This is a genomic window from Streptomyces sp. NPDC059909 (genome assembly GCF_042730885.1).
Taxonomy (GTDB): Bacteria; Actinomycetota; Actinomycetes; order Streptomycetales; family Streptomycetaceae; genus Streptomyces.
Genome location: NZ_JBHWKX010000001.1, coordinates 242,342 through 255,878, shown reverse-complemented (window position 1 = coordinate 255,878; position 13,537 = coordinate 242,342). Strand labels below are relative to the sequence as shown.

Below are 13,537 nucleotides of genomic sequence, written 5' to 3'. Positions count from 1 at the left end.
CGCGGGGCTAGGGGGTGGCGCCGCCCTGCGTCGTCGTGCCGCCGTCCGTGGTGCCGGCATTGGTGCCGCCGTCGGTCGTTCCGGTGTTGGCGCCGCCGTCGGTCGTTCCGGTGTTGGCGCCACCGTCCGTCGTGCCGGCGTCGGTCCCGCCATCGGTCGTACCCGCGTCGGTGCCGCCGTCCGTCGTACTCCCGTCGGTACCGCCGTCCGTCGTGCCCGCGTTGGTGCCACCGTCCGTCGACGGCGTGTCCGTCGGACCGTCCGTCGGGCTCTCCGGGGCCGACGGAGTGTTGTTCGACGGGGTGTCGGAGGGCGTCCAGGGCTGCTGGTTGCCTCCCGAGGACTGCTCCGGCTGCTCGCTCTCCTCGTCATCCGTCTCCGGCGGCGTCGAGGACGGCTCGTCGGGCGTATTCGGAGTGTTGGAGACGGTCGTCTGGTCGGTCGGGTTCTTGCCGCTGTCGTTCGCGCGGTCCAGCGCGAAGACGACACCCGCGGCGATGGCGACCATCGCGAGGGCGAGGAACAGCCACACCTTGCCGCGGCCGCCGCCACCATGGGGGCCGGCGCCTCCGCCGATGTACGCCCCGTCGTCGGGGTTGCTCGGCGGCAGGATCGGGCCCTGCGAGGTGTCACCGTGGGGCGAGTGCCCCATCGCGGTCGTCGCGGTCATGCCCATGGCCGGGGTGTGGCCGCCCTCGTGCATCTCGACCGGGCCGGTGTTCCACGTACCGGTGTGGCTGCCCTGCTGCTGGAGCATCTGCAGCCCGTACTGCACCAGGCCGCGCATCTCCTCGGCGCTCTGGAACCGGTCGTCCGGGTCCTTCGCGAGCGCGCGGATGACGAGCCCGTCCAGCTCGGGCGGCGCCACGTCCGAGGCCTCGGACGGCGGCACGGGGGCGTCCTGGACGTGCTGGTAGACGACGGACAGCGGGGTCTCACCGGTGAACGGCGGACGCAGCGCGAGCAGTTCGTACAGCAGACAGCCCGTGGCGTACAGGTCCGAGCGGTGGTCGACGGCCTTGCCGAGCGCCTGCTCGGGAGAGAGGTACTGCGGCGTGCCCATGACCATGCCGGTCTGGGTCATCGTCGTCGACGCGCCGTGCAGCGCGCGGGCGATGCCGAAGTCCATCACCTTCACGGCGCCGCTGTTGGTGATGATGACGTTCGCGGGTTTGATGTCGCGGTGCACGATGCCGTGCTGATGCGAGTACGCGAGCGCTTCGAGGACGCCGGAGACGATGATGAGCGCCTGCTCGGTCGGCGGCGCCTCGGCGTTGATGAGGAGGTCGCGGATCGTGCTGCCCTCGACCAGCTCCATGACGATGTACGGCACGGACTGGCCGTTCACGACGTCCTCGCCGGAGTCGTACACGGCGACGATGGCGTGGTGGTTGAGTCCGGCGACCGACTGCGCCTCGCGCGTGAAGCGGGCCTTGGACACGGGGTCCTCGGCCAGGTCGGCGCGCAGCAGCTTGACGGCGACGGTGCGGCCGAGCCGTACGTCCTCCGCCGCGAACACCTCGGCCATGCCGCCGCGTCCGAGGCGGTGCGTCAGGCGGTAGCGCCCGTCGCCGACGAGGCCGCCGACGCCCCAGGAGTCCGCAGCATCCGAGACTCCGCCGCCACTTGCTTCGGGTTCGGGTGCCATCAGTCCTCGCCGTCGTGTCTTTGCCGTGCCGAGCGCTTGCGCGGCCGGTGTTTCCCGGGTGCTTTGGTGCTTTGCCACGTCACGCTACAGGCTCCGCGCGGCGGCCCGGTTCGAGATGGACCGGCCATCAAACCCGTTGCCGCTGCGCCCATGCAAACTCCATGGGTTTCCTGTAACGCTTGCGAGACGCTTCTTGTGCGTACGGTCACGGAACGGGCACCCGGCTTGACGTGTCCGTGCCCTCGGGCAGACTTGGCCCGTAAATACGGATCACCGCGGCCGCCAGGCGCGCGTAGGGGGAAGCACGATGAGCCAGGACGGGGCACACGGCGGCGGCCGTTACGCGGGCGGTTCGGTCGCCGGCGGCCGGTACCAGCTTCGCGACCTGCTCGGCGAAGGCGGCATGGCCTCGGTCTATCTGGCCTACGACAGCGCGCTGGACCGCCAGGTCGCGATCAAGACGCTGCACACCGAGCTCGGTCGCGAGCAGTCCTTCCGCGAGCGCTTCCGGCGCGAGGCGCAGGCCGTCGCCAAGCTGTCCCACACCAATATCGTGTCGGTCTTCGACACGGGTGAGGACGAGCTCGACGGCGCACTCATGCCGTACATCGTCATGGAGTACGTGGAGGGCAAGCCGCTCGGCTCGGTCCTGAACGCCGACATCCAGCAGTACGGCGCGATGCCGGCGGACAAGGCGCTCAAGGTGACCGCGGACGTGCTGGCGGCGCTGGAGACCAGCCATGAAATGGGCCTGGTCCACCGGGACATCAAGCCCGGCAACGTGATGATGACCAGGCGCGGTGTCGTCAAGGTCATGGACTTCGGTATCGCACGGGCCATGCAGTCGGGCGTCACGTCGATGACGCAGACCGGCATGGTCGTCGGTACGCCGCAGTACCTGTCGCCCGAGCAGGCGCTGGGGCGCGGTGTCGACGCCCGCTCCGACCTTTACTCGGTCGGCATCATGCTCTTCCAGCTGCTGACGGGCAGGCTGCCCTTCGACGCGGACTCGCCGCTGGCCATCGCCTACGCGCACGTACAGGAGGAGCCGGTCGCTCCGTCCTCCATCAACCGCGCGGTGACCCCGGCGATGGACGCGCTGGTCGCGCGAGCACTGAAGAAGAATCCGAACGAGCGTTTCCCGAACGCGGCCGCGATGCGCGACGAGTGCATGCGCGTCGCCGCCGCGGGGCAGACGAGTGCGCCGGTGATCGTCGCCGGGGGGCCGGTCAGCAGCGGCGCGGGGGTCGGCTCGGCGGTCTTCCCGCCGGTCGACCAGGCCACGCCGGCGCCGCCGAGCGTGCACCAGCCGTACCAGCCGGGCCCGGTCTCCGGTCCGTTTCCGGGTCCGTACGGGCCCGCGACGCCGGCACCGGCGCCGACGCCCGCACCGGCTCCGACGTACGGCTACCCCCACCAGGCCGCGACACCGGCTCCCGCGTACCAGGCGACGACTCCGCCTCCGTACACCATCTCGCCGCAGCAGACGCCCGGTTCGACGGGCGGCGGTGGCGGCAGCCGGAACGTGCCGGTGATCGTGGGCTCGGCCGTGGTGGCACTCCTGGCGATCGGCGGCCTGATCACCGCCCTGAACCTGGGCGGCGAGGACGACCCGCGCACCACGGGCGGCTCCACGCCGGGCGCGAGCCAGACGGCGGCGGCCGAGCACAAGCCACCGGAGCGCTACCGGACGATGGACAAGGAAGAGTGCACGGACGCAACCGAGGACAGTGACGATCCGAAGAAGGTCCAGGCTCCGAGCTTCATCTACAAGGACCTGCTCTCCGTCAAGGCGTGCATCCAGGCAGCGGGCTGGCAGATCAAGGAAACCCCCGTGGACCATCCGCAGTACGCGGAGGACCAGGTCATCGAGCAGTTCCCGACCGAGGGAACGGCCGTGGTGCCCGGTAACCAGACGTTCGAGCTGAAGATCGCCACCGGAGACCCGGGGCAGTAGTCACCTTCACCTTCGGCCGCCTTCTCAGGTCGCCCTCTAAGGCCGCTTTATCAGGTCGCTTTATCAGGTCGCTTTCTCAGGTCACCTTCTCCGTCGGTCACCTTCTTCGGAACGGCCCGGCACGCGGATGGCGTGCCGGGCCGTTTGCGTGCGCCGCCCCGACTCCCGCATCCGGGATGCCGGAAATGCTCGGGTATGTGACGCTGAGTCCGATATTCCTGCATCTCGGCGACTTGGCACGGGAGGGGGTCACTCCGTGGCTCCGAAGCTCCGCACGCACTGTGTGACGACCATCGCAGCGTTCGCGGCCGTTGTGCTGGCGACCATGCCTGTCGGGGCCTACGCCGATGACCACGACTCCTGGGGCTTCGCAGAAACGTTTCGGGGGCGCGACGACAGCCCGGAGGGCCAGGAAGACCATCAGGGTGCCGAGGGCGGCCAGGACCGGCAGGACACCAAGGAGCCGCAGGGTGTTCAGGAGCGTCGGGCGGCCGGGGCGACGGGCGCGCCGCCACCCGTTCGGCCCAGCGGAGCCGGGAAGCTTGTGTACGGGACGAAGCCGCAGACCAACGGGGGGCAGGCGCCCGGGCCGTCGGCGCAGCCGGGCAAGGGGGGCGCCGCGCACAAGGGTCACGGGCCCAGCCCGGGTGCGGATTCCGGTCAAGGGGCGGGCACGGACACGGACGCACGGCCGGGCGATGGCGCGGGACAGGACCCGAAACCCGACCCGAAGAGCAATGTCGGCGCCCGCCCCAAGGGCACCCCGAAGGCCTCCCCCTCCGTGATCCCTTCGCCCTCGCTGGCCGGACGTCCGGCCGGTGAGGGCCGTCGGCGTCCTGGCCGTACCGCCCCGCCCGTCCCCACCACGCCCACGTCGTCCGAAGCCGGGCACGACGACCTGCGCCTCCACGAGCTCGAGCGCCGGCGCGAGCACGAGCGCCATGAGATCGAGCGCCGGCGCAAGGAGGCGGAGTTGCGGAAGCAGTTGCTGGAGCAGCGCGAGGCGCGCGACGCGCAGGCGTCGGAATCCGCGGTCCCCGTACCGCCGCCCACATCGCCCACCGCACCCGCCGCCGTCGGCAAGGCGGCGCCACCGTCCCTCACCCGTCCGCTGGAGCGCCAAGTTCCGGTCATGACGCTCGGCGCCGGATTCGCCCTGATGGGACTGGGTCTCGGCTACATGGGACTGCGGCTCCGCCGCCGCTGAGCCCGCGCCGGCACCCGCACCGGCACCCCCTCAAGAGCCCCTCGTCCCTCGTAGGGCCTACGCGCAACGTCCGTCTCAGGTCGGTTGTGCGCGTCGGCATACCCGGTATACATACTGAGTATGTCGATCCGCCACGGGCTTCTCGCCCTCCTCGAACGCGGTCCTCGCTACGGCTCCCAGCTCCGTACGGAGTTCGAGTCCCGCACGGGAGCCACCTGGCCGCTCAACGTCGGCCAGGTCTACACGACCCTGAGCCGACTGGAGCGCGACGGCATGGTCGTACAGGACGGGGAGGATTCGGCGGGCCACGCGCTCTACGCCATCACCGACGCCGGGCGCAGCGAGCTGAAGTCCTGGTTCGAACGGCCCGTCGACCGCACCAGCCCGGCCCGCGACGAGCTGGCCATCAAGCTCGCCATGGCGGTCGGCGCGCCGACGGTCGACATCCGCGCGGTCATCCAGTCCCAGCGCCGGCACACCGTGAAGGCGATGCAGGACTACACCCGGCTCAAGGCCCAGGCACTGGAATCCGCTCCCACCGACCGCGACGAGGTCGCCTGGCTGCTCGTACTGGAACAGCTCATCTTCCAGACCGAGGCGGAGGCCCGCTGGCTCGACCACTGCGAGGCCCGGCTCATCCGGCTCTCCGCGACGGCGTCCCTGGCGCCGGAGCCCGCACCCCCACCCGCCCCGGCTCCGGCGCCCGCACATGACCACCGGAGGCGGCGGGGCTGAGCTCCGGCTCCGTTCCGTGTCCCACACACGTCTCTGTCCCGCGTACCTCTCTCTTCACATCCGCTCGCGTACGCCCCTGCGCGTACGCCCAAGGGGGGACCCCTCCATGTCCGACCACTCCCACCAGCCGCAGCCGTCACCACAGCAGCCCGTGCTGCAGCTGCGGAACCTGACCCGCGTCCACGGCAGCGGCGCCACCGAGGTGCACGCCCTGCGCGGTGTCGACCTCGATGTGTTCCCCGGTGAACTCGTCGCCGTCATGGGCCCGTCCGGCTCCGGCAAGTCGACGCTGCTCACGATCGCCGGCGGCCTCGACGCCCCGAGCTCCGGCCAGGTGATCGTCGAGAACACCGACATCACCACCGCCGACCGCAAGACGCTCGCCGCCCTGCGCCGCCGCAGCATCGGTTACGTCTTCCAGGACTACAACCTGATCCCGGCGCTCACCGCCGCCGAGAACATCGCGCTGCCCCGCGAACTCGACGGCACCTCCGCCCGCAAGGCCCGCGTCGAGGCCCTCGCCGCGCTGGAGGAGATGGACCTGGCCCATCTCGCGGACCGCTTCCCCGACGAGATGTCCGGCGGACAGCAGCAGCGCGTGGCCATTGCCCGGGCCCTGGTCGGCGACCGCCGTCTCGTCCTCGCCGACGAGCCGACCGGCGCCCTGGACTCCGAGACCGGCGAGTCCGTGCTCGCCCTGCTGCGCGCCCGCTGCGACGCGGGCGCGGCGGGCATCCTCGTCACCCATGAGCCGCGCTTCGCGGCCTGGGCGGACCGGGTGGTCTTCCTGCGCGACGGCGCGGTCGTCGACCAGACCGTCCGCAGCGAGGCGGACTCCCTGCTGACCGGGCAGGCGGCCGAGCGGTGACGAACTGGTACCACTCCTGGCGGGCCGCGATACGCATCGCCCGCCGTGACGCCTGGCGTTCCAAGGGACGCAGCTTCCTCGTCCTGGCGATGATCGCCCTGCCGATCCTCGGCGTCAGCGCCGCCGATCTGACTCTGCGCAGCGCCGAACTCTCCACCGAGCAGACCCTTCAGCGCACGCTCGGCGCCGCCGACGCCCGGATGTCCGACCCCGGCACCAGCGGGACGCCGATCCACCAGGCCCCCGACGGCAACACCTACTCGCCGGTCGGGGACTTCGAGGACAAGCCGTGGCCCAAGGGCGACGCCGACATCCGCAAGGCCCTCCCGGCGGACACCAAGACCCTGGAGGACTCGACAGGCTTCGGGAAGCTGCGCACCGCGCACGGCCTGCTGAGCACCGAACTGCGTGAGTTCAGGTCCGCGGACCCGATGGCCGCGGGCATCATGACGCTGGTCGGCGGCCGGTTCCCCAAGGGGACCGACGAGGTGGCGGCGACGACCCATTTCCTGGAGTCCAGCGGGCTGAGCGTGGGTTCCAAGCTCACGGCGCGCGGGCTCGACCGGGAGTACACCATCGTCGGCTCGTACGAGCTGCCCGATTCGCTCGCCACCGACCAGGTCAACGCGCTCCCCGGCGCCCTGCTCGACCCGCTCGACAAGGCGCTGGTGGCCGACGACCTGCCCGGCGTCGAGAAGCGCACCACCTATCTGGTCGGCGCTTCCGGCGGTTTCACGTGGAACATGGTCAAGGAGGCCAACACCAAGGGCGTCCTGGTGAATTCGCGGGCCGTTCAGCTCGATCCGCCCGCGGATGCGGACGTGCCCCTGTTCCAGCGGGAGGACTGGGGCGGCGGCTACGAGGAGAGCGCCGGCGCCCGTGCGGCGGCACTGGCCGCGGTCGGCACCGTCGTCGGCCTCGCCATGCTGGAGATCTGTCTGCTGGCCGGGCCCGCCTTCGCCGTGGGCGCCCGGCGCTCGCGCCGCCAGCTCGGACTGGTCGGCGCCAACGGCGGCGACCGCCGTCACATCCGCGCCATCGTCCTGGCGGGGGGCCTGGTGATCGGCTTCGTGGCAGCCGTCGTGGGCACCGTCCTCGGTCTCGTCGCCACCTTCGCCCTCCGGCCGCTGCTCGAGGAGTACATCGGGGCGCGATTCGGCAGCTTCGACATCCGGCCGCTGGAGCTGGTCGGCATCGGCTTGCTCGCCGTGATGACCGGCCTGCTGGCCGCGATCGTCCCGGCTGTCACCGCCTCCCGGCAGACCGTCCTGGCCTCGCTCACCGGCCGTCGGGGCGTGCGCCGCAGCAGCCGGGTGCTCCCGGTGATCGGGCTGATCGCGGTGCTGCTCGGCGCGGCGCTCGCCCTGTACGGGTCCCTGTACTCGGAGCAGTTCGTCATCGTCGCGGGCGGCAGTGCGATCGCGGAGCTGGGTGTGGTGGCCCTGACGCCCGCACTGGTGGGCCTCTTCGGCCGCACCGGGCGCTGGCTGCCGCTCTCGCCCCGGCTCGCGCTGCGCGACGCCGTGCGCAACCGGGGCCGTACGGCTCCCGCGGTGGCCGCGGTGCTGGCAGCGGTCGCGGGGACGGTCGCGGTGGCCACGTACGCGGCAAGCCGGGACGCCCAGGGCGCGGCCGAGTACGAGGCCCAGCTGCCGCGCGGCGGGGTGTCCCTGGTGATGGACGAGCCCGGCGGCCGGGACGTCGCCCAGGCCCGCGCGGCGGTGCAGAAGTACCTGCCGGTCGATGTGCGGGCCGATGTGGACCGCATCTCCGTCGGGAAGAAGCAGTGCACGATGTCCTACAGCGGCAGCCCCGACTGCGGCCGTTACGAGGTCGTCGTACCGAAGGCGAACCAGTGCCCGCTGTGGGCGTTCGGTCCCGGGGACGAGGACCCGGCGGAGAAGTTCACCGTGGCGCAGCGCCGCGCCCTCTCCAAGGACTGGCGCTGCCAGGAGAACCGCGGCTCCGCGTACGTCGAGGGCGGGGTGGTCGTCGGCGACGCGAAGCTGCTGGACGCCCTCGCCATCGAGGACCCGGGAGCCGTGAAGGCCCTGGCGGACGGCAAGGTCGTCTCGTTCGACAAGCGCAACGTGGAAAAGAACGGCACGATCGGTATCCGGCTGATCACCGACACGAAGGCCGCTGACAAGGCCGCCGAGGAGGGCAAGGAGGCGCCGGGCACCGTCAGGACGTTCCCCGTCCACCAGGCGCCCGGGGAGGTCACGTCGTACGGCATCTCCATGATCGTGCCCCCGGCGGCGGCCAAGGCGGCCGGCCTCACCACGGTCCCGTACGGCGCGTACTACACGACCGAGCAGGCGCCGACCACCGAGCAGCGCCAGAAGCTCAACGGTGAGCTCGACAAGTCGGGCGCCGACGTCATGCTCCACATCGAGGAGGGCTACACCAGCGAGAACAGCATCGTGCTGCTGGCGCTGACCGTCTTCGCCGGGCTGATCACCATCGGTGCGGCCGGTATCGCCACCGGGCTCGCCCAGGCCGACGCCGAGGCGGACCTGAAGACGCTGGCGGCCGTCGGCGCCCCGCCGAGGGTACGGCGCACGCTGAGCGGCTTCCAGTGCGGTGTGGTGGCCGCCATGGGTGTGGTGCTGGGCTCCGCGGCCGGTGTGCTGCCCGCGGTCGGACTCCGGCTGACCGAGGAGCGCGAGCAGATGAAGTGGTACGAGCAGGCACTCGACTCGGGCTTCGGCGGTTTCAGCGGCCCGCCGAACGTGCCGGTCGTCATCCCCTGGGAGACCCTGGCGGTCCTGATCGTCGCGGTCCCGGTCGGCGCGGCCGTCCTCGCGGCCCTGGTCACCCGGTCCCGCGGGGCCCTGGCCCGGCGGGAGGCCACCTGACCGGCTGATTCCGCGGCTCTGTGACGGCTCTGTGCCCCCGTACGAGGGTGGATCACGCTCGTACGGGGGCACACCCTGTGGGAAAGCACATGTGCGAGAGAATGGCGGCATGGAGATGCCGAGGAATGAACGGTCGCCGCAGAGCCCCCACGTCCTCGTAGTGGGACAGGACGGAATGGCGCTCGGCGGCGGCGAAGCTGACGACCAAGTGCGCGAGGTCCCCGTGACGGACATGGTGGAACAGCCTGCGAAGGTCATGCGCATCGGAAGCATGATCAAGCAGCTGCTGGAGGAAGTGCGGGCGGCACCTCTCGACGAGGCCAGCCGCGTCAGACTCAAGGAGATCCACCGCGGCTCGGTCAAGGAGCTCGAGGACGGCCTCGCTCCGGAGCTGGTCGAGGAGCTCGAGCGCCTCTCGCTTCCGTTCACGGACGACGTGATTCCGTCGGAGGCGGAACTGCGCATCGCGCAGGCCCAGTTGGTCGGCTGGCTGGAGGGCCTCTTCCACGGCATCCAGACGGCGCTGTTCGCCCAGCAGATGGCGGCGCGCGCCCAGCTCGAGCAAATGCGCCGCGCCCTCCCGCCCGGCGCCCCCACGGACGACGACACCTCCCACGGCGCCATCCGCTCGGGCCCGTACCTCTAGCCGCTCACAGACACCTGCGCGTGGGCCCCGTTCCCCAGAGGGAACGGGGCCCACGGCTGTACGTAACCAGTAACCCGTTCCCCGCTCAGCCCTCGGACGCAGCCGTGCCCGCAGAAGCGTCCGCCTCCGTGCCCGTGTGTGCGTCCGCGTCGGCGACGCCCGCCGCCGGCGCCACCAGCAGCACCTTGCCCACGTTCGCACCCGACTCCAGCACCCGGTGCCCCTCCGCCGCCTCCCGCATCGGCACGGTGCGATCCACCACTGCCCCCACCGTCCCGGCCTCGACCAGCGGCCAGACGTGCTCCCGGACCGCCGCCACGATCGCCGTCTTCTCATGCAACGGCCGCCCGCGCAGCGACGTCGCCGTCACCGCCCCCCGCTTCCCCAGCAGCGCCCCCAGATTCAGCTCGCCCTTCACCCCGCCCTGCAGCCCGATCACGGCCAGGCGGCCGTTCACGGCCAACGCCCGTACATTCCGGTCCAGATACTTCGCGCCGATGATGTCGAGGATGACGTCCGCCCCCGCACCTCCCGTCGCCTTCCGGATCTCCTCCACGAAGTCCTGCTCGCGGTAGTCGATGAGGATGTCCGCGCCCAGCTCCGCGCAGCGCTCCAGCTTCTCCGGCCCACCCGCGGTGACCGCGACCTTCGCGCCCACCGCCTTCGCCAGCTGGATCGCCATCGTGCCGATCCCGCTCGCACCGCCGTGCACCAGGAGCGTCTCGCCCGGCCGCAGATGCGCCACCATGAACACGTTGGACCAGACCGTGCAGGTCACCTCCGGCAGCGCCGCTGCCGTGACCAGGTCCACTCCTTCCGGCAGCGGCAGCAGTTGCCCGACCGGCACCGCCACCTTCTCCGCGTATCCGCCGCCCGCCAGCAGCGCACACACCTCGTCGCCGACGCTCCACCCGGACACCCCGGGGCCGAGCGCGACGATGCGCCCCGAGCACTCCAGCCCGGGGTAGGGGGACGACCCGGGTGGCGGGTCGTAGAAGCCCTGCCGCTGCAGAAGATCGGCGCGGTTGACGGCGCTCGCGGCAACCTCGACGAGGACTTCCCCCTCGCCTGCCTGGGCATCGGGGACCTCCGCCCACACCAACGCCTCGGGACCACCTGGTTCGGGAATCGTGATCGCATGCATGGCCGCGAGGCTACTCCGACGCCCCCGAACCGCTACTCGGCAGCGCCCTGCGGCGGCACGTTCGTCGCCCGCACGATGGAGATCAGACGGTCCGTCAACTGCAGCGGGCTCGCCTCGGGATCGTCGTACCCGAGCAGCCGGTGCCCGCGCACGACGCTCACCACCAGGTCGTCCGTCTCCCGGCAGCTCTTGCCGACCTCACTCTTCGTCACCGGCCGCTCTATGACATCGAGCCCGGTGCCCTGCTGGATCAGGTCCTCCATCACCCTGCCCGCACTCGGGCTGAGCACGGACAGCCCGAGCAGCCGGCCCGCCGCACTGGCGCTGGTGATCACCGCATCCGCCCCGGACTGCCGCAGCAGCGGCGCGTTCTCCTCTTCCCGTACGGCGGCGACGATCTTCGCCCCACGATTGAGCTGTCTCGCCGTCAAGGCGACCAGTACGGCCGTGTCGTCACGCTGCGTGGCGATAATGATCTGGCGCGCCTTCTGCAGCTCCGCCCGCAGCAGCACCTCGCTGCGGGTCGCGTCGCCGAGCACGCCTGCGAACCCGTCCGCGTTCGCCGCCTCGACCACCTTGGAACTCGGATCCACGACGACGATCTGATCCTTCTTCAGGCCCGTCGCACACAGGGTCTGAATCGCGGAACGCCCCTTCGTGCCGAAGCCGACGACTACGGTGTGGTCACGCACGGTGTCCCTCCAGCGGTTCAGCCGCCACTGCTCCCGGGTCCGTGTGGTGAGAACCTCGAGAGTCGTGCCGACCAGGATGATCAGAAAGAGCACGCGCAGCGGTGTCACCAGCAGCACATTGACCAGCCGAGCGCTGTCACTGCGCGGCACGATGTCGCCGTAGCCCGTGGTGGAGAGGGTGACGGTCGCGTAGTAGACGGCGTCGAGGAAGTCGACGCTCTCGTCCGCGTTGTCGTGGTAGCCGCCGCGGTCGAGCCAGACGATGAACACCGTCAGCAACAGCACGCCGAGCGCCATCATCAGGCGCTTGGCGACCTGGTGCAGGGGGCGCTCGACGACCGGGCGCGGCATCGTCACACGCGCGGTGACCAGCTGTTCCTCGGCCTGCCGGGCCATCGCGTCCTGGCCGGCAAGTTTCACGTGAAACACCCTTCGCCGCTCGGCGACCACGGCAGGTCCAGGACCTCCAGCTCATCGCCGGCGCGCGCCCCGCCCGGCGGTACGACGGCGAGACCGTGCGCGGCGGCGATGCCCCGGAGCATGGCCGGACCGTTGTAGTGCAGTGGTACGAGCCGGTCGCCGCGGCGGACCACCGGCACCAGCCGGGTGTCGTAAGGATGACCCTGCACCTCGTCCCGCAGGCAGGCGCGGTACGGGTCCGGGGCGGCTCCCGCGGCCTCCCGCCCGGACATGCCCCGCAGCAGCGGCTCGGCAAGGGTGAGCAGCCCGGAGACCGCGGCGAGCGGATTCCCGGGCAGCCCCACCAGATAGCGGCCGGGCGCGAGCCTGGCCATCAGCATGGGATGTCCGGGCCGTACGGCGACGCCGTCGACGAGCAATTCGGCTCCCGTCTTCCGGAGCACCGGGTGGACATGGTCGACCGGTCCGGCCGCCGTCCCGCCCGTGGTGGCGAGGAGATCGGCCTCCGATGATGTGACGGCCCGGTGCAGCGCCTCCGCGTCGTCACCGATCCGCCGGGTGGCGAGCACCTCGGCGCCGAGCGCGCGCAGCCAGGGCCCGATCATCGGCCCGAGGGCATCACGGATGAGCCCGTCCCGGGGCAGCCCCTCGGTGAGCAACTCATCGCCGAGTACGAGCACCTCGACGCGCGGCCGGCGGACGGTGAGCAGCTGGTCGTAACCGGCGGCCGCCGCGAGCCCGAGCACGGCCGGGGTCACCGGGGTCCCGGCGGGCAGGAGTTGGTCGCCGGAGCGGCACTCCTGACCTCGGGGCCTGATGTCCTGTCCGTGCGTCACCTGCCGCTGGGCATGGAGATGACCGCCCCCGTCGATGCGGGAGTGCTCGCTGCGGATGACGGCTGTGGCCCCGGCCGGGATCCGGGCGCCGGTGGCGATCCGTACGGCCGTACCGTCCGTGAGGGCCTCCGGCTCGCTGTGCCCGGCGAGGATGCCGCTCCCACTCACCCGGATTGTCCAGGGGCCCGGTCCTGCGACGGCCCAGCCGTCCATGGCGGAGGTGTCGAAGGACGGGAGATCGGTGAGCGCGGTGAGCGGTTCGGCGAGCACCTGCCCGAGGGCGCGGTCGAGGGGCTCGGGGCGGACCGGAGGCGGAGTGCCGCGGCCCGCACGCGCCGCGCGGGCACGAGCCTCGCCCCAGGGGGTCGCCCGATGCCGCTCGGTTCCGGCAGCGGGCCGCCCCTGGCCCGGGCCGGGCTGCCGGCCCACGAGGGCGAGAGCATCCTCCACGCCGTCGTCTTCGGCGGCGGCTGCTGCGCTGCGAGCCATGGCGGCGGTGTCCGTGGCCGTGGCTGGAGCCGGGGCC

10 protein-coding genes are annotated in these 13,537 nt (G+C 71.6%); 6 read left to right on the top strand and 4 right to left on the bottom strand.

Annotated features, from left to right (window positions below):
- Positions 1 to 7 precede the first annotated feature (7 nt).
- Positions 8 to 1,648, bottom strand: a complete 1,641-nt coding sequence (locus ACFV9O_RS01230) for a protein kinase (protein WP_385410842.1) — start codon at positions 1,646 to 1,648, stop codon at positions 8 to 10.
- Positions 1,649 to 1,955: 307 nt separating this feature from the next.
- Between ACFV9O_RS01230 and ACFV9O_RS01225 the strand changes: the two genes are divergently transcribed.
- The 6 genes from ACFV9O_RS01225 to ACFV9O_RS01200 all read left to right on the top strand — a co-directional run bounded on the left by ACFV9O_RS01225 (position 1,956) and on the right by ACFV9O_RS01200 (position 9,919).
- Positions 1,956 to 3,605 (top strand): protein kinase, encoded by a 1,650-nt coding sequence (locus ACFV9O_RS01225; RefSeq protein ID WP_385410841.1) that lies wholly within the window; start codon positions 1,956 to 1,958, stop codon positions 3,603 to 3,605.
- 256 nt (positions 3,606 to 3,861) lie between these two features.
- Positions 3,862 to 4,812, top strand: a complete 951-nt coding sequence (locus ACFV9O_RS01220) for a hypothetical protein (protein WP_385410840.1) — start codon at positions 3,862 to 3,864, stop codon at positions 4,810 to 4,812.
- Between the two features lie 120 nt (positions 4,813 to 4,932).
- On the top strand, positions 4,933 to 5,547 hold the full coding sequence (locus ACFV9O_RS01215) for a PadR family transcriptional regulator (protein WP_385410838.1): 615 nt from the start codon (positions 4,933 to 4,935) through the stop codon (positions 5,545 to 5,547).
- Positions 5,548 to 5,653: 106 nt separating this feature from the next.
- A complete protein-coding gene (locus tag ACFV9O_RS01210) occupies positions 5,654 to 6,415 on the top strand; it encodes an ABC transporter ATP-binding protein (RefSeq protein WP_385410837.1) in 762 nt (253 codons plus the stop codon).
- On the top strand, positions 6,412 to 9,273 hold the full coding sequence (locus ACFV9O_RS01205) for an FtsX-like permease family protein (RefSeq protein WP_385410836.1): 2,862 nt from the start codon (positions 6,412 to 6,414) through the stop codon (positions 9,271 to 9,273). The genes ACFV9O_RS01210 and ACFV9O_RS01205 overlap by 4 nt, the downstream gene beginning before the upstream one ends.
- A gap of 109 nt (positions 9,274 to 9,382) precedes the next feature.
- A complete protein-coding gene (locus ACFV9O_RS01200; RefSeq protein WP_385410834.1) occupies positions 9,383 to 9,919 on the top strand; it encodes a bacterial proteasome activator family protein in 537 nt (178 codons plus the stop codon).
- An 85-nt stretch (positions 9,920 to 10,004) separates the two neighbouring features.
- Here ACFV9O_RS01200 and ACFV9O_RS01195 read toward each other — a convergent pair whose 3' ends face one another.
- Genes ACFV9O_RS01195 through ACFV9O_RS01185 form a run of 3 tightly spaced genes read right to left on the bottom strand, consistent with a single transcriptional unit; the run spans position 10,005 to position 13,500 of the window.
- Positions 10,005 to 11,063, bottom strand: a complete 1,059-nt coding sequence (locus ACFV9O_RS01195; protein WP_385410833.1) for an NAD(P)H-quinone oxidoreductase — start codon at positions 11,061 to 11,063, stop codon at positions 10,005 to 10,007.
- Between the two features lie 32 nt (positions 11,064 to 11,095).
- The gene (locus ACFV9O_RS01190; RefSeq protein WP_385411114.1) at positions 11,096 to 12,151 is read right to left on the bottom strand and encodes a potassium channel family protein; all 1,056 of its coding nucleotides are present in this window, start codon (positions 12,149 to 12,151) and stop codon (positions 11,096 to 11,098) included.
- Between the two features lie 20 nt (positions 12,152 to 12,171).
- Entirely contained in the window at positions 12,172 to 13,500 is a 1,329-nt protein-coding gene (locus ACFV9O_RS01185; RefSeq protein WP_385410831.1) for a molybdopterin molybdotransferase MoeA, read from the bottom strand.
- Positions 13,501 to 13,537 lie beyond the last annotated feature (37 nt).